At 57.8% G+C, this 23,715-nt stretch carries 19 protein-coding genes; 7 read left to right on the top strand and 12 right to left on the bottom strand.

What is annotated here, in order from left to right; genetic code table 11:
- Positions 1 to 545 precede the first annotated feature (545 nt).
- Both Q0K10_RS05670 and Q0K10_RS05665 read left to right on the top strand, forming a co-directional pair.
- Complete coding sequence (locus Q0K10_RS05670) at positions 546 to 800, top strand: hypothetical protein (protein ID WP_294504398.1); 255 nt, start codon at positions 546 to 548, stop codon at positions 798 to 800.
- Between the two features lie 44 nt (positions 801 to 844).
- A complete protein-coding gene (locus Q0K10_RS05665) occupies positions 845 to 2,710 on the top strand; it encodes a beta-galactosidase (RefSeq protein ID WP_294504396.1) in 1,866 nt (621 codons plus the stop codon).
- 49 nt (positions 2,711 to 2,759) lie between these two features.
- On the opposite strand, the gene Q0K10_RS05660 is transcribed toward Q0K10_RS05665, so the two are convergent.
- The gene (locus Q0K10_RS05660) at positions 2,760 to 4,820 is read right to left on the bottom strand and encodes a hypothetical protein (protein ID WP_294504394.1); all 2,061 of its coding nucleotides are present in this window, start codon (positions 4,818 to 4,820) and stop codon (positions 2,760 to 2,762) included.
- A gap of 127 nt (positions 4,821 to 4,947) precedes the next feature.
- On the opposite strand from Q0K10_RS05660, the gene Q0K10_RS05655 reads away from it, so the two are divergent.
- Positions 4,948 to 5,544, top strand: coding sequence for a nucleotidyltransferase domain-containing protein (locus Q0K10_RS05655; RefSeq protein ID WP_294504392.1), 597 nt, complete (start codon positions 4,948 to 4,950; stop codon positions 5,542 to 5,544).
- A 16-nt stretch (positions 5,545 to 5,560) separates the two neighbouring features.
- Here the strand turns inward: Q0K10_RS05655 and Q0K10_RS05650 are convergent, their stop codons facing one another.
- A complete protein-coding gene (locus Q0K10_RS05650) occupies positions 5,561 to 6,046 on the bottom strand; it encodes a peptide chain release factor-like protein (protein WP_294504390.1) in 486 nt (161 codons plus the stop codon).
- A 110-nt stretch (positions 6,047 to 6,156) separates the two neighbouring features.
- On the opposite strand from Q0K10_RS05650, the gene purD reads away from it, so the two are divergent.
- From purD to Q0K10_RS05635, 3 genes are read left to right on the top strand one after another with little or no spacing between them, the layout of a single operon-like run.
- Entirely contained in the window at positions 6,157 to 7,440 is a 1,284-nt protein-coding gene (gene purD, locus Q0K10_RS05645) for a phosphoribosylamine--glycine ligase (RefSeq protein ID WP_294504388.1), read from the top strand.
- A gap of 15 nt (positions 7,441 to 7,455) precedes the next feature.
- Positions 7,456 to 7,908, top strand: a complete 453-nt coding sequence (locus tag Q0K10_RS05640; protein WP_294504387.1) for a hypothetical protein — start codon at positions 7,456 to 7,458, stop codon at positions 7,906 to 7,908.
- A gap of 37 nt (positions 7,909 to 7,945) precedes the next feature.
- Positions 7,946 to 9,319, top strand: coding sequence for a PhoH family protein (locus tag Q0K10_RS05635; RefSeq protein ID WP_294504384.1), 1,374 nt, complete (start codon positions 7,946 to 7,948; stop codon positions 9,317 to 9,319).
- Positions 9,320 to 9,345: 26 nt separating this feature from the next.
- Here the strand turns inward: Q0K10_RS05635 and Q0K10_RS15595 are convergent, their stop codons facing one another.
- The 5 genes from Q0K10_RS15595 to Q0K10_RS05610 form a co-directional block, all read right to left on the bottom strand.
- Complete coding sequence (locus Q0K10_RS15595) at positions 9,346 to 9,648, bottom strand: YkgJ family cysteine cluster protein (RefSeq protein WP_366942963.1); 303 nt, start codon at positions 9,646 to 9,648, stop codon at positions 9,346 to 9,348.
- Positions 9,638 to 10,696 carry an ROK family protein gene (locus tag Q0K10_RS05625; RefSeq protein WP_294504400.1) on the bottom strand — a complete coding sequence of 353 codons (1,059 nt, stop codon included), beginning with the start codon at positions 10,694 to 10,696 and terminating at the stop codon, positions 9,638 to 9,640. The genes Q0K10_RS15595 and Q0K10_RS05625 overlap by 11 nt, the downstream gene beginning before the upstream one ends.
- Positions 10,697 to 10,824: 128 nt before the next feature.
- The gene (locus Q0K10_RS05620) at positions 10,825 to 13,542 is read right to left on the bottom strand and encodes a sugar-binding protein (RefSeq protein WP_294504378.1); all 2,718 of its coding nucleotides are present in this window, start codon (positions 13,540 to 13,542) and stop codon (positions 10,825 to 10,827) included.
- Between the two features lie 30 nt (positions 13,543 to 13,572).
- Positions 13,573 to 14,334, bottom strand: a complete 762-nt coding sequence (locus Q0K10_RS05615; protein ID WP_294504376.1) for a type II secretion system protein — start codon at positions 14,332 to 14,334, stop codon at positions 13,573 to 13,575.
- 49 nt (positions 14,335 to 14,383) lie between these two features.
- Positions 14,384 to 15,463 carry a LacI family DNA-binding transcriptional regulator gene (locus Q0K10_RS05610; protein WP_294504373.1) on the bottom strand — a complete coding sequence of 360 codons (1,080 nt, stop codon included), beginning with the start codon at positions 15,461 to 15,463 and terminating at the stop codon, positions 14,384 to 14,386.
- A gap of 196 nt (positions 15,464 to 15,659) precedes the next feature.
- Between Q0K10_RS05610 and Q0K10_RS05605 the strand changes: the two genes are divergently transcribed.
- Complete coding sequence (locus Q0K10_RS05605; RefSeq protein ID WP_294504370.1) at positions 15,660 to 17,378, top strand: glycoside hydrolase family 2 TIM barrel-domain containing protein; 1,719 nt, start codon at positions 15,660 to 15,662, stop codon at positions 17,376 to 17,378.
- On the opposite strand, the gene Q0K10_RS05600 is transcribed toward Q0K10_RS05605, so the two are convergent.
- From Q0K10_RS05600 to Q0K10_RS05580, 5 genes are all read right to left on the bottom strand, one after another.
- Positions 17,342 to 18,700: a glycoside hydrolase family 27 protein gene (locus Q0K10_RS05600; RefSeq protein WP_294504368.1), complete on the bottom strand. Its 1,359-nt coding sequence runs from the start codon at positions 18,698 to 18,700 to the stop codon at positions 17,342 to 17,344. The two genes, Q0K10_RS05605 and Q0K10_RS05600, sit on opposite strands and share 37 nt — an antisense overlap.
- Before the next feature lie 459 nt (positions 18,701 to 19,159).
- The gene (locus Q0K10_RS05595) at positions 19,160 to 19,723 is read right to left on the bottom strand and encodes a hypothetical protein (RefSeq protein WP_294504365.1); all 564 of its coding nucleotides are present in this window, start codon (positions 19,721 to 19,723) and stop codon (positions 19,160 to 19,162) included.
- Positions 19,720 to 21,696: a sugar-binding protein gene (locus Q0K10_RS05590; protein WP_294504363.1), complete on the bottom strand. Its 1,977-nt coding sequence runs from the start codon at positions 21,694 to 21,696 to the stop codon at positions 19,720 to 19,722. The genes Q0K10_RS05595 and Q0K10_RS05590 overlap by 4 nt, the downstream gene beginning before the upstream one ends.
- Positions 21,697 to 21,747: 51 nt before the next feature.
- A complete protein-coding gene (locus Q0K10_RS05585) occupies positions 21,748 to 22,500 on the bottom strand; it encodes a type II secretion system protein (RefSeq protein WP_294504360.1) in 753 nt (250 codons plus the stop codon).
- A 148-nt stretch (positions 22,501 to 22,648) separates the two neighbouring features.
- The gene (locus Q0K10_RS05580) at positions 22,649 to 23,713 is read right to left on the bottom strand and encodes a LacI family DNA-binding transcriptional regulator (RefSeq protein WP_294504357.1); all 1,065 of its coding nucleotides are present in this window, start codon (positions 23,711 to 23,713) and stop codon (positions 22,649 to 22,651) included.
- Positions 23,714 to 23,715: the final 2 nt, after the last annotated feature.

The raw sequence follows: 23,715 nt of genomic DNA, 5'->3' as shown, positions 1-23,715 counted from the left end.
ATCACCAGCGATTTTTCTTCATTTGGATATTCTCGTTTCGCTTTCCCTGCCGCGCTAGCGGCTCAGTTCAAGAGAAAGGGCATATTTTCTTGTTGTCAGGTTTGGTATTTATGAGGGAGATTTCGATATATTCTCTACTACTCATGCTTGTAGTAAGGGAGATGCTATGTTTCTAGTCATAGCTAAGAATAGCAATGAAGCAGTGAAAATCTCTAGGCAATATCCTTTAAAGAATCTTGATTTCAAACCTAATCCCTATAATTTTGAATTGGTATTCAAGCTATGTTCTTGTTCTAGTTATAGGTATAAACGTGCCAAGATTATTGATGTTCCGTATATTAGTAAATTTCATATAAATGGTAAAATCATGATAGATATAAAAAATATGGGTCTGTAATGCACCCCTTTTTTCAAGGGTGGCATTACGTAGAAGCAGTCAAAAAATGCAAATTTCTCTTTTTGAGAGTTCTTTATGCCTTTTATGCAGCAGACGCCTGAAACCATCTTTCGTATTCGTAAGGCGCCAGTTCTATCTTCTCGGCCGGATGAAACAGCCAAGCTCAACGGCGCTCTGTGCGGACACGGTTTGTGAAGAAGGCTCTGCCAACGCCGGCCTGAGCTCGTGGCAGTGGAATCCTGCCACATCGCCCGGCGACGGTGTGGGTGTCGGAGCCATTCACAACGGAGAATCCAATCTCGGCATGGCAGACGGTCATGTTGAATCGCAGAACAAGGGAGAGTTGGAGGCGTCCCCGATGAAAATCTCGTGGGTTCTGGACGAATCCGGCAAACGCCTTTGAGTTCATGGAAAAAGAAATCAATCCGAGAAAAGGAATTTTTCCACATGAAATATCCGATATTTTTGACAATTGCTCTTGCTGCCGCAGTGCAGATGCCTGCGCTGGAAGCGGCGGATAAGATTGAACACAATCCATATGGTGTCTGCGCCCATGTCAGCCGCGGGGAGCTTGAAATCGCACCTCAGGAATTCAAACGCATGCACGAAGCTGACATCACCTGGGTCCGGACCGACTTCGACTGGCGCGGAGTCGAAACGAAACAGGGATCGTGGAACTTCGACCGTCTCGACAAGCTCATCTCGATCGCAAAGCAGGACAAAATCAACATTCTGCCGATCCTGGACTATGATGTGCTGTGGGCAAGACCGGCATGGAACCATCTCAATGCGTGGGGAGAATATGTGCGCAGGATCGTTTCCCGTTATGCAAAGGATCTGCGCTGCTGGGAGGTGTGGAACGAACAGAACAGTGGAGGATTCTGGCGCGATACGCCAAGCGGGAAAAATTACACGACGCTGCTGAAACATTCCTATGAGGAAATCAAAAAGATCGATCCGACTCTGACTGTCCTCTACGGCGGAACGGCAGGAGTCCCGCTCGCCTTCATCGAGGATTCCTTCAAGGCCGGAGCCGGCAACTACTTCGACGCGATGAACATTCACCCCTACAACTGGCAGGGGACTCCGGAACTGATGCTGGACCAGATCCACGATCTGAAAACGCTGATGAAAAAGTACAAGCTCGAAGACAAGCCGATCTGGATCACCGAAGTCGGCTGGTCAACGGCAAAGCCGAACACATTTTTCCGGGAAGTTCTGCCTGCCGCCTTCGAACGGGCGGGAATCGACCCGGGGAAATCTGCCGCTGCGGTCATCAGTGATCTGGAAAAAGGATTTGCAGGTGCGGCGATATTAAAGCAGAGTGGAAATCTTGCCATGTTCCGGCAGGTGGACGAGATTACGCTCGAAGAACTTCCCAATCTCTCCGTCAAGCGCTACCCGGTGCTGGTTCCCTCCATCGGAGAAGAGTTCCCGGTGAAATATCTGCCAGCGCTGCTCAACTACGTGAAACGCGGCGGAACGCTGCTGCTCCCCTCCGGTCTGCCGTTCTACTACGAACTTCAGCCTGACGGGAGAAAAGTTCAGGTCAACGATAAGCACATGAAGGAGTTCCATATCGGCTGGGAAGCGTGGTGGACCAGAGACGGCGTGCCGAAACAGGAAACCTGGCAGAAGCCGGGTCCCGAATTCGCCAACGCCTTCAAAGTCTACTTCAAACCCGCCAGCCGTTTCCTGCATGACCGGAATCTCCGGGAAGGAGACGAATTCATCCCGATCATTGCGGCAGGCACCGACAACTATCAATCCGCAGTTGCGGCGCTCTACAAGCTCAACAGTGATTTGAAGGGCAACATCATCATCTGCACCCGGATGTCGACTTACGAAACCGTTCCGGAAGAACGTCAGGCGGAAATGCTGCCGCGCACCTATCTCATCGCGCTGGCAAGCGGAGTCGAGCGGATTTTCTGGTACAACTTCCGTTCCGGCGAATGGGAGCCCGACGAGCGGGAAGCGCACTTCGGCATCGTCCGAAAGAACCTTGACCCCAAACCTTCATTCCGTGCGTACCAGACGCTCTCGCGTCTCTGCCCCACCGGGTCGAGCCGACCGTCGCTGGAAAAGAAGGGCAGCGCATATCTGGCAAACTGGACGCAGCCGGACGGAACGAAAGTGTGGGCCATCTGGAGCGCCATGAAAGCCTGTGAAGTCGAACTCAACGTCCGGGGAGAAGTCGCCGAAGCGCTGAACCACCTCGGGGAAAAGCAGCCGCATCCGGGAAAAGAGTACACCGTCACTCCGGCGATTCTCTACCTGGTCGGTCCAGAATCGGTTTCGATCAGCTCCCGCTGACGAACAATCCGGAAACCGGGCGGGGCGAAATCCAGTCCGCTCCGCTTTTTCATTCCTTCCGAAAGGGGCCACCGGGCGGGGCGGCAAGAAGCCGGACGGCGCGGATGTCATCACGGGCGCCGCCATCGTCGCGACCATTCGGCCCGACGCTCCAGACCTGAATTCCGGAGCCGACGGGCTCGCCCCTGGTTTCATAAGGGCCGATCCGGAACAGCAGCGGCTTTCCGGAGAACGGATCCTCCGGCAGAAAATCCGGCGTTTCCGGATACCGTCCGTTCCGGCGGAACTCCAGTTCCAGCGCGAGCAGCGCCCGGGCCGTGCGGAGACGCGCGCTCATCATGCGGTACATTTCCGGAATCCGCATCCGAATGCAGGAGTATCCGGGCCGCCAGATTCTTTCCCGCACAATCACCGCGACCGGAGGCGCCGAATCCGGCGACTCGCAGCTCTCCATGTAAGCAGCCTGCTCGCGCCGGAAGAGCCACCAGATCAGCGGACAGGAGTAACGTACACTTTGCAGAGGCACGAGCTGGAACGGAATTTCGGGATTTCCGGCATACGGGCTGCCGAACCGGGCAATCGCTTCGAACTCATCGACAAAAACCACTGTATCACAATAGAGCATCCGTCTTTCGGACTCCGGCAGACGCGCCTCGGTCTCGACCAGAATGCGTTCCCAATGTCGCAGCAGCGCTTCGTCCGCCAGACCGGACTCGAGAATCAATTCGAGACAGTACATCTCCAGTTCGAGCAGACCGTTTGCAAAAAAAGCCTCCTGAATTCCGATTCGCGCCCCGGCGGAATCGAGAAAGCGGTCGGCATTCCTCCTGAGCCGTTCCAGGCGCTCGAGCGCTTCCGGCAGCTCGCCCTGCTCGAGCGCAAGTCTCACCCGGAAAAGTTCCATCTCAAGCAGGTACGAAACATCAGAGTAGAATCCGACCTGAAAATATCCGCGCCGGAGTTTTCCGGTTTCAAACGTTCTCTCCGCTTCGAGCAGAGCATGCTCATCGATCCAGCGGTCCAGTTCCGCCCACGCCTCGGAATCGCGCAGATAATTTTCTTTGAACGCATTCCAATCCTGCGCGGGAATCAGGCCGAATCGAATGACAGACCATGATGACTCGATCCACCCACAATGTTCATAGGAGGAAAAACGACGCTGAAGCAGAACGCGCCACTGTTTTTTCGCCTCATGCAAAAGGGATTCGGGGCAGACGCGCGCGGGATTCCACATCTCCCGCAATGCCGCCGCCGTGACCGGCCGCCCGAAATGACGTTCGAGCCGGAGATGACGCTGCGCGACTTCCCGCTCCGCCTGATGCGCCAGAAACAGCGACCCGGCGTAGACGAGCGCGACACAGCTCCAGAGCACCCACACCGGCCAACACAGCAGCCGACGCACCCTGCATCCGCTCATCCGGGCGATCCATCCGATCCGGAAACAGTACGCGGCCGCCAGAAAAAACAATGCCGAAAACGCCAGCCATCCCCACCCCTCCCCGGAAATGCCGTAACGCAGCGGCAGCTCCGAAAGCAATGGAAGTGCCACTCTCACCGGCAGAGCGAACTCATAATAAGGCGGCCCTCCGGACAATTCTTCAAGAAAGGCAAATTGCAGCAGAAACGTGGAAAACAAATGCCCGCCGACGAGCGCCAGCAGAAAGATCCCGATCGCCCCCGAGACGACGGTCAGCCATTCCAGCAGCGCCGTCCGCAGCGAACGCAGCGCAATCACAAGCGGCAACAGCCAGCCGTACAGAAGCCACGTCACCCAGAACCAGTCCCAGTAACGCTCGAAATACCAGAGTATCAGCCACACAAACGGCAGCAGCAACCCCGCGACAAGCGGCAATCGGCGCAGCGGATGACACCGGAACACGCGGCGGTAGGCGATGTGATAAAACCAGGTCGTCGCAATCACATACCAGAATGTGACGAGACAACACGCACAGCAGACGAGAAATGCGGCCTGGATGAAAGCGATCCGCCCGCTCCGCCACAGCACAAGCGCGAGCGACAGCGCGATATAGATTCCGCCCCCCGGCAGCGTCAGGGCGAACACCGCCCCGGCCGCCCGGTTCTGCAAGCCGCACCACCGTTTCCAACCCATACTCGCCTCTCTGAAAGCCGTTACGGAGAAGATAGCACCGGGAGGGCGGAAATGCAAGCGCGACCGGCTTGACAGGAGCGATTCCGGGTGTATATTCCCATCTCATTCCAGGAAAGGAAATATCCGAATGAAAGACACGGAACTCTCGGCGCTCGCCGCCGGACAATGCGAACGCGCGCGAAAACTGCTTGCACTGTGCCGGATCGTCGAAATCTGGGAGATGCTCGGCGTCAAAGTCGAGATCGTCGGCTCACTCCGCAACGGACTCATGATGAAGCACCGCGACATCGACCTGCATCTCTATTCGCGCTTCCCCTCCCCCTCCGAGGGACTCTCCGCGCTCCGGACGCTCGCGGAGAATCATCCGGTCCGCCGGATCGAATACACGAATCTGCTCAACACGCCGGAACGGTGTCTCGAATATCACATTCTCCTGCCGGATGCCGAGGGATTCGAGTGGCGGATCGATATGATCCACATCGTTTCCGGCTCGCGTTACGACGGCCACTTCGAGCGCGTCGCCGACCGCATAGCGGAGCACTTCACGCCGGAGATGAAACTCGCTGTGCTGCGCCTCAAATACGAAACCCCCGATTCAGAGTCGATCCCCGGCGTGGAATACTATCACGCGGTTCAGGAGGGCGGCGTCCGCACGTTCGCGGAGTTTATCGAATTCCGGAAGCACCATCCGGTCGAGGAACTGCTCGACTGGATGCCCGCCTGAATCCATCCGGCAGAATTCAGGGACGGCGCAGAGGCGGCAGTTCCCGTTTCACCCTGGCCTGATTCGCAAACTGCCAGAGCTCCGGATCGCGCGCGAACTTCTTGACGAGCGCGGAGGGCGAACAGCCGAGAGCCGCCGCCGTCGCCTTGAGATCCCATCCATTCGCATCGGCCACGTCGAGCACGTGCGCGAGCCAGAGCGGATACTCCGGGTGTTCCAGCGCACACTCGAACCGTTCCGGCGGCGTCGCGGGGGCGTTCCGTTCCCCGTAGGCGAGTGCGATCCTCAGCTTCGCGAGCGCCGCCGCCCGGTTGCGGTGCTGACTGCGTTCGGAGCAGTCGGAGGCGACGTAAGCGGTTCCGATCAGCCGTACGCGGGCGGCGCTCGAAGTTTTGTTCCGCTTCTGCCCGCCGTTGCCGCTCCCCTTGAAAAACTCAAGTTCGCACACATGAGAGAGGGTTTCGTCGTCTGATTTCAAGATTTCGTCGCGATTTTCCAGCATATTTACTTTAACTTTCCGAATTTTGCGCTATTGTTATAGTAATATCAAAACAGACGGATTGCAAGCGCTCCCGGCAGATTTCCGGGAATGCTGCCGGGAATGGAGAAGAAATGAAAGTTTTGGTGATCGGTTCGGGCGGGCGCGAACATGCGCTGGTCTGGAAGTTGAAACAGAGTTCGCAGGTGGAAAAGGTCTACTGCGCCCCCGGCAATGCCGGAATCGCGGCGGACGCAGAATGTGTCGACATCGGCGTCGGCGAACTCGAAAAACTCGCGGATTTCGCGGAACAGAACCACATCGACCTCACCGTGGTCGGCCCCGAAGCGCCGCTCTGCGACGGCGTGGTCGACTGCTTCCGCAACCGGAATCTTACCGTGTTCGGCCCTGCGAAGGAAGCCGCACAGCTAGAAGGGAGCAAGGACTTCGCGAAGGCGTTCATGCTGAAGTACAACATCCCGACCGCAAAAGCCGCGACGTTCGAAAGCGAAGTTCCGGCAGCGGAGTATGTGAAGAAGGAGTTCGCCTCCGGCGCGAAGGGGATCGTCATCAAGGCCGACGGCCTCGCCGCCGGAAAGGGCGTGCTCGTCGCCGACAACGAAGCGGACGCGCTCGCATTCCTGCACGGCTGCTTCGACGGCGCATTCGGCGCGGCAGGCGCAAAGGTGCTCGTGGAGGAGTGTCTTTACGGAGAAGAGGCGTCGATCCTCGCACTCTGCGACGGAAAAACGATCGTTCCGCTCGTCTCCTCGCAGGACCACAAGCGCGTCGGCGACGGCGACACCGGACTCAACACCGGTGGAATGGGAGCCTACTCCCCTGCCCCGGTCGTGAACGACAAGGTGTGGGAGAAGATCAATACGCGGATTCTCGCGCCGTTCCTCAAGGGTGTGCAGGCGGAGAAACTCGACTTCCGCGGTGTGATCTTCGTCGGCATCATGGTCTGCGACGGAGAGCCGAAGGTGCTGGAGTTCAACGTCCGATTCGGCGACCCGGAAATCCAGCCGGTTCTGCGCCGTTTCGACGGAGACTGGTTCGACGTGCTCGACAAGGTTGCGCGCGGACGTCTCGCGGAGGCCGACCTCGTCTGGTCGGAAGATCCGGCCGTGTCGGTTGTGCTCGCCTCGGGCGGCTATCCGGGCAGCTATCAAAAAGGGTTTGAGATCAGCGGGCTTGCGGAGGCCGCCGCGACCGGAGCGGTGGTATTCCACGCAGGAACCGCATTCAAGGATGGGAAAATCGTGAATGCGGGCGGCCGGGTCCTCGGGGTCTCCGCCCGCGGAAAAACCATCGCCGAAGCGATCGAAAAGGCGTACGAGGCGGTGGACAAAATTTCGTTCGAAGGCGGATTCTGCCGCCGTGACATCGGCGCAAAAGCGTTGAAATACAACAAATAAAGGAGTATGAAAACAATGAAGAAATTTGCGGCATGGTGTTTCTGCGGCGCTGCGGCGCTGGCTCTGCTCAGCGGCTGTACGTCGGTCGAATCCACGCAGAAATTCAACGGGCTCGGACTCTCGGAACGGGGAGACAAGGCGGTCTGCCACACGTTCGTTGAAATTCCGTGCTACACCTTCTGGGGAATTCCGCTCATCGGCGGCAGTGCGGCAGGATCGGGCAAGATGTCGATCTTTCAGAACAATGCGGATGTCGAAAGCGTCATGCATCTGCTGACCAGCGAGATCCGCTCGAAAAACGGTGCGCGCGTGATCAATGCGCAGACCTTCATGATCGAACAACCCGCCTGCCTCGGACTTCTTACAAAACGCGTGATGCAGGCTTCCGGGACCGGAGTCCGGACCCGGACCGAAGCACGCGACCGCGCGGTTCAGCAGTTCGATCAGGAGCCGGTTCCGAGCTACTGAAGCAGAACCCGCGGTAAAACACGAAGAGGAGGAGAGTATGGCGATCAAGGCATTTGTACTGGACACAAACGTTCTTCTGCACAGCGCGCAGAGCATTGAATCGTTCCACGACAACGACGTCGTCATTCCGATGGCGGTGGTCGAGGAACTCGACAAATTCAAGAAGAACTCCGATGAGCTCGGCCGCAACGCCCGGCAGGTGATCCGGCGTCTCGACAAACTGCGCCAGTCAGCCAAACAACCAGGCCAGTTGCGCAACGGGATTCCGCTTTCGACGATCTCGGCGACCGCAACCGGCAAACTCTTCGTGCTCTCCTTTGCGGAACTTGATGACGGCAAAATGGATTCGAAAATCCGGGAAGTGTTCCGATTCGATCTGAGCGGAGACTCCCCGGACAACCGGATTCTGAAAGTCGCGTTCGGGCTGCGCGAAAAAGGCCGGCAGGTTGTCTTCATCAGCAAAGACATCAACCTGCGGCTGAAGGCCGACGCAGTCGGGCTCAAGGTCATGGACTTCGAACGCGGCAAGGTCGACGAAAGGGCGCTCTATACCGGATTCCAGGAGGGAAAGCTCTCCGCCGCCGAACTCGATGCGCTCTACAAGAAACATGAGATCCCGGCCGGCTCCCGGCAACTGCTCCAAAACGAATTCATGGTATTCACCGCCGACGGCACAAAGCAGAGCGCTCTCGCGCGCATGAACGGAAACCGGCAGCTTCAGGTCGTCGACTCCGCCCGCACAAACCGGGTCTGGAACGTATCGCCGCGCAACAAGGAGCAGCGCATGGCGCTCGAACTGCTGCTCGATCCGGAAGTGCGGCTCGTGACGCTCGTCGGCGGCGCGGGAACCGGAAAGACGCTGCTCGCACTCGCCGCCGCCATGCAGCTCGTCTTGACGGAGAATGCGTATGACCGGATTCTCGTCTCGCGCCCGATCATTCCGCTCGGCAACGACATCGGCTTCCTCCCCGGCGACAAGGGAGCGAAGCTCAAGAGCTGGATGCAGCCGATCTTCGACAACCTCGATTTTCTGCTCGGCGGCGAAGCGGAACGCAAGGTGAAAAGCTCATCGCGCTACTCGGTCGAGGGGTTGATGAACAGCGGGAAACTCGAACTTGAAGCGCTGACCTATATCCGCGGCCGCAGCATTCCACGTCAGTTCGTCATCGTCGACGAGGCTCAGAACCTGACACCGCACGAGGTCAAGACGATCATCAGCCGCGCCGGTGAGGATACGAAAATGGTCCTGACCGGCGACCCGCACCAGATCGACAACCCCTATCTTGATGCATCGAGCAACGGGTTGAGCTACACGGTCGAGCGCATGAAGGGGCAGCCGCTCTTCGGACACATCACGCTCGCGCGCAGCGAACGCAGCGAACTGGCCGCGCTCGCCGCGGACCTGCTCTGACCGGAAAGTCTCGGGGCTCCATCCCGTCACGGCCGGGTGAGCTCTTCAAGTCGCGCGAGGAAGGCGAGCGCCTCCCCGCGGCAGGCTCCACACATCTCCGGATCAGGCCTGAGCGAAGCGCAGACCCGCGGCCGCTCCGGGGAACCGAAGATACGACAATGATATTCCGGATCGAGATTCACGCAGGGAACTCCTGCGGGTTTCCCGTCCGGCATACCCGGAATCGGCGAGGAAATCGAAGGGGCGATGCAACATGCGCCGCACCCGGGCCGGCAGGCAAACCCGAATTCCGTTTCCGACTCCCCGCTCCTTTTTCCGTCAGAAGACATCGTCGACCATCTGCACGCCGGAGTGGAGGCGTCGGGTTGCGCGGTAGATCATTCCGGCGCGATAGTCCGGCCAGAGGTCGGATTCATGGAGAAGTTCCGGGCAGACCGCCTTCTCCCCTTCCCAGAGAAACCGGATGCGTTCGCGAATCCGCCTCCCGATCTCAGGCAGCAGCGCAACCCGGACCGACCGTCCCGAAAGGACCGCTACGCGCGGATTCACGATGCAGACCACCGCGCCGAGCAGCAGGGCAACGCCTTCAATATACTCTTCATCCGGCACTTCCGGCGCGGAAATTTCGCGAATATACCGTCCGCCGGGAAGCGGCATGCGTCCGATCTCCCCCGCAAAGAAATCCGCACCGCGCAACACCCTTCCCCCGGCCATGCAGCCGACGCCGTAACCGGCGGGATCGAGCAGGAAACAGGCGATGTCCTGAAGCTCCGGCTTCTGCTGTGCCATCGGCGCGAGATTGCGGCGGCTGAACCCCACCGTGGCGAGATTCAAATCGCGCCCCATCCAGACCGGAACCCCGAGCAATGCATCGAGTTCGTTCTGCAGATCGACGCTGCGAAACTGACAGAGGTGGCCGCTGTGGATCCGCCCGCCGAACACCGCCGCGGGAAACCCCGCTACCGCCGAACGCACCGGCGGCAGTCCGGAGAGAAACGCCGGGAGCACCAGCGACAGATCGTCGACAAGATACCCTTCCGGCATCGGCGCAAACAATTCGCGCAGCACATGCCCGAACTCGTTCGCCGCCACAAAATCGACCCCGACATCGCGGAACCGCAACGACACCGAACAGCTCCGGTCGCCATCAAGCTCGAACCGCTCCGCCCGCCGGCCCAGTCCGGCATCGCTCATCCCGCTCTTCCGCAAAGAACCGTCTTCCAGCATCGCATTGACGATCTTGCCGACGGTCATCAGGCTGATCCCGGTCGCCTCGGCGATCTCCGGTTTCGTCGCACCGCCGTTCGAGAGCAGAAACCATTTTACCAGATTGCAGTTACATTGTCGCACATTCGGCGACGTGCCCGCGACTTTCATCACCAAAATCCTTTTTTATTCATAAACAACCTTTATGAATGTAATATAGCTTCATTTCGGCGAAAAGTCAAGAGGCAAAAAGGAGGAGAGCTCCTTGTGGGAACTCCCCTCCTGGGAGGAAGTTGGAATCAATCGACGAGCGTCGCGGTTCCCCAGTGGGTGCGTTCGGCGCTGTTGCCCGAACGTCCGCTCCACATGAACTGCCGCAGCCGCCGCGGGCCATCGTCGCCATCGTCAAGACCGATGTCGAAGCGGATTTTACGTCCGGATTCCGGTTTGATTCCGAGCGCGCTCCACGGAACCGCCGCCTCCATCGCGTATCCCTGTGAATTCGGGGTCACCACGACCGGAATTTTCGGCTGGGAGGGCTGATTCATGAACCATGCCCCGCCCTTGGAAGGTTCGGCCGAAATCAGAATCTGCCGATCGGAGAAAAGAAGCGGGCCCCCTTTCTCAAGCTCTTCAGCGCCGATGAAGAGCTCGATGCAGTCACTCTGCCACAAGTGCTTTTCTTTGCGGCTGTTCCGGGCAGGACTCGGATCACGGACCTCCGCGAAGAGATAGAGATTTTCCTTATCCCAGCAGAGCCAGAAATCGGCACTCACTCCGCCGTCCTCCGCGCCGTCGACGAGACAGGAGCCGTCGATCCGCTCCGACGGCCGCCCCGGCCACGGCTGGCGGATGCCGTCCAACTTGTGTCCCGCAACCGCGTGCGGAATCTGCACACTCTTCGCGGCCCTCTCGCCGACCGATCCCTCTGCGCGCCAGACGAACGGCTCAACCTTGCCGAACAATACATCATAGATGCGGTAGTTCGTCTCCATCGCCAGCGCGAGGAACTCCTTGAACGGACGATCTGCCACATTCACGAGCCCGATGTTCATGCACTCGCCATTGTAATGCTGGAAAAATCTTCCGGTCAGCGCCTGATCGATATAGGCGAACCACTGGCTGCCGACCACGTACGGCAGCGAAGCGGCCTCTTCGACATAACTGCGGTACGCCTTGCCGCGCTCGATCTGGTTGCGAACATCGACGACACCGCCGGACAACCCCTGCTCGCCCGTGCCGTAACTCCACTCGGAGAGGATGATCGGCTTCCCGGACAGACGATGAATGCGGTCGAGCAGCGCCGGATCGATCGCCCGGGTATAATAGTTGTAACTGAATATATCACAATATTTTCCGCATGCGGCTACCGCACTTTCCACATTCGCGTTCGCCACGAGGAAGCGGGCGCCGATCAGCAGATGGTTCGGATCGTATTTGCGGAACGTCTCACCGATGAGTTTGAAATAGGCGTCGAAAAAGTGCGCCGCATACGCTTCCATGTCGGTCCACGCCTCACGGGTCTGAACCGGAAGCGGCAGTTCGTTGAGTTCCTCGAAACTGGAGGCTTTCAAATTCCAGGCCGCGTTGAACGTTTCAATGCTGCGGTACTTTTTCTGAAGCATGCGGACGAGTTCGCGTTTGGCGGCGACTTTGCCGTCAAATCCCGGCACCATGCGGGCGACCTCGGGATAGGGCTGCTCATTCGCGATGAAATATCCGATGATGGTCGGATCGTCTTTGGAGTCGGCCAGCTTGCTGAAATTCCGGTCGAGATCTTCGCGGATCGCCGGATCGAACGGATCGCAGATGTCGCCGATCAGCCCCTTCGACTTGTAAAGTCCGGGAACCCGACCGAATTTTTTCCCGCGGTTTACCTTTGAGTATGCGGTAAATGCGCCGTCGCTGTTGAACCCCCATTTCCGCAGACGGTCGATCTGTTCGGCTTTCCACTCGTCGAGCACAAAGGGTTTCCCTGTCTTGCGAATCCGGTTTGCGAGGTAGTAGGAAAATTCCGTGGCCCAGTGGCCGCGGTAAGCGGTTTTGAATTCACTTTCGTACTTCGGCAGCCACGCGTAAATCTGTTCGCGCCCGCCCGTGTAGGTGTAATCGTCACAGGGGGAAACCGAACAGACGCCCAATTGAAAAAAAACGTCACCCTCCGGGGTGACGAGGATATCGCGGCCCGCAACCTTGTCAGTGCGGAAGAAGCCGGTCGCCTTGAGGTTGAACTTCTCCCGGCTGCCGGGCATGCCGCCCCAGGCGGTCCGGGCGGGCGGCTTGAGAGAGTCGAAATAGGCCTTGTCGGCTGCGACGTCGTTCTTCAACTCCTGTTCCGAGTGGACTTTTCCGGGGAAATCGAGATCGGTCGGCTGCCCGAAACGGTCGACGCGAACTTTGGCGACTTTCGGCTGCTCCGCACCGAAGTTGAAGGAGATTTTCTGTCCCCGGCGATTCGCATAGACATCCTGAAGCAAACTGAGCTGGAAAATCTTCCACTTCCAGGCGCGGTTGTCCTGCAGCTGCCAGTAGGCGCCGGGATCAATGCGAATCGAAATGGAACAGTCGGAATTGCCGTCAAACAGTTGCAGCGCGTTGCCGTTCGCCTGGAGCAGATGTGGTTTTTCCGGCAGATTTTTCGGAAAAGGTTTCTTTTCGCCATTCGCGCCGAAAGAGAAAAAAACAGCTCCGGCAAACGTGATCGGGATGTGCATTTCCCAGTAGAGTTTTCCGGCGGATTTCGTTGTCAGAATGCCGGTTACAGTATCACCGTCGCGAGTCAGAACGATGGCGGGAGCTCCTTCGGTCAGATAGCTGATTTCGACGCGGGCATCGTCGACGAATTTCACTTCCGGCTTCACGTCCTTGCCGCCCTGTGGCGTAAATTTCGGATAGCGGAACGTCAGTTTTCCCATCGCGCCGCCGTCGACCTCGATTCCGGAGGCGGTAAGTTTCACAGCGGCCGGAGCGGTCACGCAAAACAGACACGCAACCAGAAATAGAAGTAGAGATTTCATAAACGGGATTCCTTTCCTTATCTTTATCCCCTAATTGCTGAAAATCACCCGCCAGTACGGACCTGCGGCGTTATCCCCTTCACAGCCGCGGAAGTCGTTGACCCCCTTGGACTCCACCCGACCGTCGATATATACGACATTGCGCCGGTCGCGGTGAACAAAATGCTTAAGCGTCAAAATCGAATCCGTTCCATTGTTGACAGTGGAATTGACCTTCATCAGACCATCTGTCACAAACACGATTTTGCTCACCGAAGGACGGGTCCCCTTCCACATGGAGTTGATCTGCTCCTGAAGTTGTTTGACCTTCACCGTATAATCCGGTACTCCGGTTGATTTATTGGCCGCTCCAAACTGACTGGTGTTCAAGGCGGAACAACAAACAGCGCCATAACCGGCCCGGCCACGCGGTATTTGCCCCCAGGAGGGGTTCCAACCGCCGACGGACTGGCCGTTGTAATTCGCGACTTCACAATTCGGCGACTCCTTGACCATGGCCGGACAGTTGAATACGGTATAATTCTTCGTGTACACTTCTAGTTTGTGAAACCATCTTCCTGTTGTCGTCGGTTCCACATCGTAATTTGTGATGCCTCCATTCACAAAATAGTCATTGTTATCTCCCTGATACATGGCGGAAGCCTGGCCGATCGTCTTGAAATTACCCATACATTTCGCGCTCTGTGCACGCTCGCGCGCCTGATTCAGCGCCGGCAGCAGCATCCCGGCAAGAATCGCGATGATTGCAATCACCACCAGCAACTCGATGAGTGTAAAGTACCGTTTCGTCATAAAAAACCTCCTGTATTGCAATGCCTTCGGATTCCATTCCATCTTGTTTCTATGCCGATTCCCGTTCGATCAGTTTCGGTTCGATCACCAGTTCGATCAACTTTTCCGGCTCCTCCATCTTCGCGAGGACATAATCGACGGCGAGGCGTCCGAACTCCTCGAGCGGCTGGTGAACCGTCGTCAAGGCCGGATTCAGATAATCCGTGTTCTGATCGTCGTCAAACCCGATCACGGCAAGCTCTTCCGGCACCCGGATCCCGGCTTCAATCGCAGCCTTCAAGACCCCCATGGCGATGTCGTCGTCTCCGCAGACGAGGCAGCGGGGAACACTCTTTTTTTCCATCAGATACCGCAATGCGACGCGCCCTTCATCGTGGCTGTAGCGGCCGACCCGTGGAACATCGGGAATCCCGCCGCCGCTCCCGTTCAAAACCGCTCCCGGCAACAGCCGGCATGGTGTCCCGGCAAGATATTCCGCCAGAAATCGGCAGCGGTCCAGATGATGCTGCTGCGGATTGGAAGTCAACTCCCCGACAAATCCCACGGTCGAATATCCTTTGCGGACAATGAAATCCGCCACCTGCCTCATCCCGGAAGCGTTGTCGACCCGGATCAACGGAATCTTCGGCATCTTTTCTTCCCCCGGCTCCCGGTTGATGACCACGTAGGGATAATGCCGTTCATTGAAGAGTTCGAACATCTCGCGCATCTGTTCCTGTTCCGGATTCGACGACAAGGCGAAATTGATCATAATCAGTGCGTCGACCCGCTTGATATTCATGAAGCAGCGGTAGTCGACGCCGTTCAGCAGCAGCACCTGATAACCCTTCATCGAGGCCTCATGGCCGATTCCGTTCAACAGCCGAAACGTGTAACTCGAAAGATAGGCGACATTGTGGTCCTTCGGCATCGAAATCGCAAATCCGATCGTTCGTGTGCTCTCTCCTCGCAACAGCTTCGCGCCGTAACTCGGCCGATAGTCGAGTTTTTCCACCGCGGCGAGAACCTTTTCCCGCGTCTCCGCCGACACCCGGATGTTCGCGGAAGAAGCGGGGTTCAATATCTTCGAGACCGTCCCGATCGACACTCCCGCCAGTTCCGCCACGCTCCTGATCCCGTTCTTGACCATTTTCACTCCAAAGAAAACGTTTTATCTTCGGCATTAATTATACTGAATTTTTTGGAAAATGTCAAGTGATAAAACGTTTTTTTTCGAATTATTTTGCCGGTTCGAATATCTTGGACAAGGCTTGACAAGCGGGTCGGACGGGTGTATTTTCAGATCATGCCGGAATATGCAGATACAGTCACAGGGAGAAATCATCATGAGGAAATTTCCATTTTATCCGGATCGTCTCACCCGGCTTCTCGACGGGGCCTGGGATTTCGCGTGGCTCGGCGATGCGGTCGATGTGAATGCGATCGTTCCTTCACTCGAAGTATTCAATGAAACCGCCGCGGTGCCGGGGTGTTTCGACACGGCGGGCGAACGGATCGGATGCCGCGGAGCCGGACTCTACCGGAAATGGTTCCACTTTCCCGCCGGACTCTGTCGGCTCTCGCTGGAAGGGCTCGGGTTGTACGCACGCATCTGGTTCGACGGAAACGAGATCGGACAATGCAGAATCCCGTATGCCACACTTGAATTCGATTTTTCCGTCGAAGACGGGATGCACGAACTCGTGATCGCCGTCGACAACCGTTTCAATCCGGAAAACGCTCCGCTGGTGCAACCTTGCAATGATTTCTATGCGTTCGGCGGAATCTACCGCAGCGTCTCGATCCAGCGCCTGCCGGAGCTTGCGATCGATCGGCTCCGGATCAAAACGCTGAATCTCGAAACCGGACTCGTGCGGGTCGAACTTTCCCTGCGCGGCGCCGTCCCGGAAATGCTCGCTTTTCAGTATGCATTCGACGGCGCGGAGCTCCAGCGTGCCGAGGCGCGCGTGGAGAAAAATGAGATTGCGTTCGAGGTCGAAGTGCCCGACTTCCGGATCTGGAGTCCGGAACAGCCCGATCTGCACACATTGTGCGTCCGGGTCGGAAGGGATACGATCGTCGAACGGTTCGGAATCCGCACCATCGAAACCGACGGCTGCCAACTGCTGCTCAACGGAGAACCGTTGCGCCTCCTCGGCGTGAACCGCCACGAATCCCACCCCGAATTCGGCCCGGTTCAGCCGACTCAGCTCATGGTCGACGACCTTAAATACGCGAAGGAACTCCATGCCAATTTCATCCGCGGCGCTCACTATCAGCAGAATCCGGAGTTCCTCGAACTCTGCGACCAGATGGGATTTCTCGTCTGGGAGGAGAGTTACGGCTGGGGACAACCCGCCGCAGATGCGGAGGATCCCGTCAAAGTCGAACTCTTCTGCCGCGCCTCCGCCGCAATGGCGCGCGCGAGCGTGAATCATCCGTCGGTCATCATCTACGGATTTCTGAATGAAAGCTGTTCCGACACGATGGCCGGGCGCGACCTCTACCGGAAGATCATCGAATCGATCCGCGCGGAGGACGACACCCGGCTCATCTCCTACGCTTCAAACCGCTTCGACCGCGACATCTGCTTCGATCTTGCGGATATCATCTCGATCAATCCCTATCCGGGCTGGATCAGCGAATGTGACGACTGGAGTCGGAACAATCTCGAAGCGGTCAAGCCGGAGATGGACCGCTGGGCCGATTATTTCAGCGCGCCGCAGTTCGCGCAAAAACCGCTGCTTGTGAGTGAAAGCGGCGCATGCGGCATCTACGGAATCCGCAGCCGCGAACGCGCTCAGTGGAGCGAGGAGTATCAATCCGACTACTTCGCGACTGCGATCGACGCCATCCTCGGAAATCCGCGCTACTGCGGAATCACGCTCTGGCAGATGTTCGACTGCAAGAGTTATACGCTCTGCGGCCAGATCCGGACAAAACCGCGCGGATTCAACTGCGCCGGACTGCTCGACGAATACCGCCGCCCGAAACTTGCGTTCGACACGGTCAAAGCGCTCTTCCGGCGTCACCGGCCGGATTCTGCCGGGCTCCCGCTCCGGTAGACCGCGCAGGAGTGCGGGGCGATGGTGAACTCTCCGCAAAGTTCGCGCTCTTCGCCGCTCCAAAGTTCGCGCCCGCGACTGGGAATCGCCAGCCGGGTCCGGCGAATTTCGTCCGCACGGTTGAAGAGGCCGATCGCCTCGGAACCGTCCGCGAGCGGTTTCCGGTATTCGAGGACACCGTCGCCGCAATCGCGGATCCGGGGCGGGCAGACCAGAGGATCCTGATCGACCGCGATGAGGTCGTCGTTCGTCAGGAGCCGGAAGGTTTGGTCATCCATCCCGGCGATATCGCAGCTCAGCAGCAGCGGCGCCGACAGCAGACACCAGAGGGAAAACTGCAAACGCTGCTCCTCCGGAGTCAGCCGGCTCGGCGTATAGGTCGGATTCGGCCGGTTCGGGATGCCGATCGCGCCGATCTGCAGCATATCCGGGTCGGGATGCCGCCCCGGTCCCGCCGCCTGACGCCACCCGGCGGGATGGTCGAAGCCGATGGCGGAGATGCTCTCCCACTCGTCCCGGATATCCCCCGTGATCCGGCAGAGCTCGGCGCAATCGAGCAGCTCCTGCGCCTCCGCGACCGGCGCGTTGTTCGAGAGGCTCAGAACGATGTCGCGTCCGCAGTTCCGCAGTTCAGTTGCGATTCGTCGCGTTGTCGGGAGATCATTCGGGAGCCAGTCCATCTTCACAAAATCGACGCCCCACTCGGCCCATTGGCGGATATCATCGCCGACATTCCAAACGAAACCGATCCGGTCAACCTTGAGCCGGTGCAGCCCTGGATAACGTCCGAACACCTGATTGGGCTGCAAACGTTCGCCCGGCGGAAGGAAAAAACGTTCCTCGCACCCGCCATCGGTGCTGCCGCCGCGAAAACCGGCGTAGGTGGAGATCCACGGCGTCGAGTAGAGCCCGAATCGCAAACCGCGGGAATGCACGTAATCAGCCAGAGCCCCCATATCCGGGAAGCGTTCATTCCCCTGCAATGCGCCGTATTTTCCTCCGCGTTCGCCCTGCCAGCAGTCATCGATGTTCACGAAATTCCAGCCATGCGCGGCGAGTCCGCGCTCAACCATGGCGTCGGCCACGGTGCGAATTCTCGCATCGCCGACCCCCTCGGAAAAGCAGTACCAGCTGTTCCATCCCATCGGCGGCGTCAGCTGAATGGAGTCGCCAACCACAAATTTGACGGCACAGGCGACGTGCCCGGCGGGATTCTCCGCCTCGAACTCGACCCGGTAGACGCGGGGAGCGGAAATTTTCCCCCGCAGCGATCGGGTCGCCGCGTCGAACCGGGTTCCCGGCGGCGGGTTCAGGCAATGCAAACTGACCTTTTCCCCTTCTACCGGAAGCGGAAAAAAGAACTCACTCCCCGGCCGCACACCAAATGCCTCCGGGGCATGAAAACGGGGAGCTGACGAAACTGAAACCATAATCCTGCTGTTCCTCATTCAATCATTGCAATGATTTTCCGCATCATGCAGAGGGAAAACTTATTAAAATACACTCAAATATCAGTTTTATCAAACATCGGGCGAGAATCTTCCGATGATTTATTTCTGCTGCAGCTTCAAAAAACTTCGATCGGGAAAAAAGAAAAGCTGCCGGATCGATCTGCGCCCCGGCTTTCACTCCTTAACGAACACGTTCCCAATGATCTGCATGAATGCAGAGAGAGAGAGAAAAAACGATTCTGTCCCATAACGAACAGAATCGTTCATCCATTTTCCGTATGAAGCTGTGCCGCCTCATGCTATGCTGAGATAAGGACCCACCTTATCACCTCAGGGCGCTTCGATGGCAATCCGGTTGAGGTAGAGAAACCCCTGCCCCTTCTTCCTGTCCACAAGACCGTTTCCCTCGACGAGAATGATGACCGACTTCAGGTTGCCGTGCCACTTGCCGTCGTTGGCGCCGCCCCAGTGAATCCGCGACCACTTCGGCCGCTCGATGACGAGCTCCTTCCATTCCCCTCCGCTCCGGAACCAGACCGGCATCTGATGCGTCTGACCGGTGGAGTCAATCAGTCGGATGATAATCGCGTTATAATCCCAACTGGCGAGTTTGATTTTGAGCTTTCCGAACGGAACGGGCTTCTGAAAATGGCGGCTCATCGCCACGTACCAGCCGCCGTTATTGAACGCACCTTCCAGCCGGGCGGCGGGAAGCGCCGGGATGCCGACTTTTTCCGGCATCATGACCAGATTTCCCTGGGCTCCCGGCGCCTCCATGCCGATGAAGAACCCCCAGCCGGGATTCGTCCCCTTGTCGAACCCGATCTCCAGAGCTCCCGCAACAGCCGGGAAAACCGCGCCGGAGAACAACAGCCAATAGAACAATTTTTTCATTGCAGAACGATCCAGTTGTACTGATCAGCATTCTTGCCGTTGGCGATACCATCTGCCCAGTGCAGGTACCCCTTGCGACCCTTGCCGTCGTTGTCGTTGACCACCAGCGACATGCCGATCGGAATACCCGGCTTCGGACTGACGCCGATTTCCGCAAAGGGAACGGTGACCCGGTAGACGGTCTTCGTCCCGGTGCGTTTCGCATCCAGCTTCACCCGGGTCGGGGTCTCGAGACCAATCTGGGAGGCCTCACGGAACACCTCGGGTCCCTGCGGCGTCAATGCCAGACCGTATTCGGTTCCGGCCGGTCCCCTCTCATTGCGGGTCAGCGCGGAAAATGCGAGCTGAAGCGAATCCCCGCCCCAGAGCATATTGCCGTGAAAGTTGTTGAATGAAACATCATCGGTCACGCTCACTTCGAGCAGCAGATTTTCTTTGTCGTACGCGATACGGAACGAAGCGTCGAGATCCGCGACACCGTTGCGCGGCCCGAATCCGCCCATGCGACGGTACAGAAGTTCCGAGCCGAACGGATGATCCTGCGCCTGATCGAGGGATTTTCCGGCAAGGATGACCTCCTCCGGCACTTTGATTCCGCCATTGCCGCCGTCCTTCGGCAGACGCTCGATCCGCTTGACCGTCCGCAGAGAAACCCCGTCGAGCTTTCCGAAGAGCAGCACGGGGCGGCTGCCCGCGGTAAAGCTGATCTCGTCTTTGCGTCTGCCGCCGAGACCGATCTGTTTGTTGTTGTCGGCGTCGACCCATTCGAGCCATCCCCACTTGCGTACGGTCGGGACACCGCCGGCAACCAGCAGTTCGGCAGGGACATCCGGCGCGCTGCCGCGGGAGAAGATCAACTGATGCCGCACATCGGGAACCGCGGTCCACGCCGCCAGAACATCGCGCCCGTCCGGCATGCGGAACTGCAGAAGCCGCACATCGTCCGGCGTCTTCCAACGCCGCACAAACTTAGCGTGACGAACCACGTCGGCGATGGAGCGTACGGCGTAGAACGCCTCTTTCGGAGTTTCGTCGGCGGTGCAGAGTCCGAAATTGTCCTCCTGATTATAAGGATCATAGCCGCTGTCCGAAAAGTTGTAAATCCAAGCACCCTTGATCGCCGGCTCGGTACGGAACAGAAGCAGCAGCTGCGTGAGATAGTCGGCGGCTTCCGCTTCCGTACTTCCGTCAATTCCAAGATGACTCGGGCGGCCGATTTCGGTCAGGTAAATCGGCTTCGGGACTCCGTTGTTGTATTTCTTCGAGAGTTCCAGCGCATTGCAGACCCGGGCGAAAAACGTTTCGGAGGAACGATTTTTTTCCCCGAGTTCTCCGTGGTTGTAGTTGTGCCAGGCGATTCCGTCGCAGTTCTGCAGAACTCCCTGCTGAAACGTCTCCTCCAGAAACGGTTCCCGGCGATGGCAGGAGTTCGCCACGACGATGCAGTCGGGATCCGCTTTTTTCATCTGCGCATAAGCCGCGGCAAGCGCTTTTGCATAAGGGGCGGCCTGTCCCGGCCACTCATTCCAGATCTGATAGATCTGCGGAGCGTTCCCCCTGCCGCGATACCGGGCGGCGACCCAGCCGGCAAAGCGGCCGAAAGCGTCGAACTCCTCCTGCGGCGGATTCGGATTTTCGTAAAGGACGGCGCCGGACGGATCGTAGATCTTGTTGCCGTAGTTGATGAGATGCATCGGCCGGAGGCCGAGTTTGAACGCACGGTTGATGTAATCCTCATAATATCCATGCGGAACGTACTTGCCCCGTTCTCTCTCCCAGCTGGCCCAGACGATATCGTCCCGGGTGGCGGAAAGTCCCCCCTCCACCATCAAATCGAGCGTCGCATTGACATCAGCCCGGCTCTTGGAAAAGTGCGCACAAGAGCCAAGCAGAAACTCCTCCCCCGCGGAAAGCCAGGTGCCCGCCGCCAATACAGCGGAAACAGCCGCCACCCTCCAAAATCTTCGATCCATTTTTGTACCCTCCGGAAATGTTCAGATGAGTGAATTCGTTAATGAAAATATTTATGGTGCGACAAGTGGAGCGGTCATGCCCGGCAGTGCGTATTTGACCGTAATATCCTGTTCTGCTCCATAGGTCCAGCTGCAGTGCTTCCTCAATTCGTAATTCCGGAGAGCGGCGACATGACCGTCCGCATGCAGGAAATTCCCCAGCCCGCCGCTGTGAAGCAAACTCGCCTCTCCATTCCAGCTGGTGACCATATCGATCCGGAAATAGGAGTCGGCTGCCGAAGCAACCACACTGGAATCTCCGAGAATCAAGGACTGGCTATGGGAAAGATTTGAATTCATTGTCGAATACGGCTTGGGGATTCCGTTCGAATTGTTGATCAGGAAAAGTTTTCCTCCCGTCAGGTGGAACATTCCCCAATTCCCGTAAGTCAATATTCCGTAGGTATACTTCATCGTGCCGGGGAAAGTGACCGACGGACAGCAGAAAACCCCTTTCGTATTGGTATCAAACGTCGCATTGTTCCAGGAAAGCGTATAGGATGGACCTGGAATGTACCCTCCATCCAATAGTGGCAACAACCAGATGCCGTTGTCAAAATAGCAGGACGGCCCCCACCCCTTCGAGTCGTCCGCATAAGCGAGCAATGCCTGCCCAAGCTGCTTCAAGTTGCTGACACAATTCGCGGATTTCGCCCGTTCCCGCGCCTGATTCAGCGCCGGAAGCAGCATCGAGGCCAGAATCGCGATGATCGCAATCACGACGAGAAGTTCTATCAATGTGAATTTATGAACTTTACAGATCATTCTGCACCGACTTTTTCTCATTATGACACTCCTTTCCATCGGGATGAAACCCATCACTGTGGAACGTTCCACGTTTTTTTTATATTATACCAAACTTTGCGATCAAAGTCAAGAGGGGGACGCAAAAAAAAACGATTTTTCGAAAAAATCAGGCAGTGGGGATTCCGGCGGATTCGCGCAGAACCAGAGAACAGGGAATACGGACGCTGCGTTGCTCCGCCGGGAGCTCCCCGTCGGCATTGATCTGGGCGACAAGCAGATTGATGGCGGCCACCGCCTGCTGTTCCACATTCTGGTCGACAGTGGCCAGCGGCGGAATCGTTGCAGAGGAGAAGAGTTCATCGTCAAACCCGATCACCGCCATATCGTCCGGCACCCGGATGCCGCGCCGGGACAAAGCCTGAAGCAGACTTGCGGCATAAACGTCATTCTGAATCATGACCGCATCCACCCGGTTCGGCAGCAGCTCTTCCTCAAGGACCCGGATGATCTCGTTGCGCATCCGCTCCCGGTCCAGGGTGTAATCGAGGCGGGAGATAAAAAAGTCCCTCCCCTCCACACGCCCGGCGCGCCGCATCGCCTCTTGGAATCCGTGAATCCGGCTCAAAATCGATCCAAAGGGCAGCCGATCCACCACCAGGGCCGGACATCTCCGCCCGCACCGTATGAAGTGTTCCGCTCCGGCGTAACACCCCGCACCCCAGTCCACATCGACACAGCAGGCGCTTTCCAGCGGGGACTGTCCCATGAACAGAAGGTTGCGTGCATCCAGAAAGCCGGCCCGGATCTGCTCCCGGTCGCGGGGATGTTCGACGCCCAGAAAAATCACGCCGTTGATCCCGTATTCCATAAAAGTATAATAACTTTGAAGCAGGTCCTCGGGCATCCCGAAACTCTCGCTGATCATCAGCTGGTAGCCGCGCTTCTTGGCTTCACGCTCCATCGCCGCAAGACAGCGGAACAGCACCGGAGGCATCTGGCTGCAGATGCAGATGCCGATCAAACGGCTGCTCTGGCCGACCAGCATCTTCGCCGCCCGGTTCGGCCGGTAACCGAGCTTTCGCGCCGCCTCGAGCACCCGCTGCCGCACCTCGGGCGAACCGTGGCGCGTGGGCGAATTGCTCAGGATATACCCGACGAGGCTCTTGGACACCCCGCAGTATTCCGCAATGTCCTTGATCGTGACCGCCTTTTCGCGTATTCCCGGCTTCATCC

The organism is uncultured Victivallis sp. (assembly GCF_944391105.1).
Lineage (GTDB): Bacteria > Verrucomicrobiota > Lentisphaeria > Victivallales > Victivallaceae > Victivallis.
The sequence above is the reverse complement of the archived record's forward strand: the minus strand, read 5'-3'. Positions and strand labels throughout refer to the sequence as shown.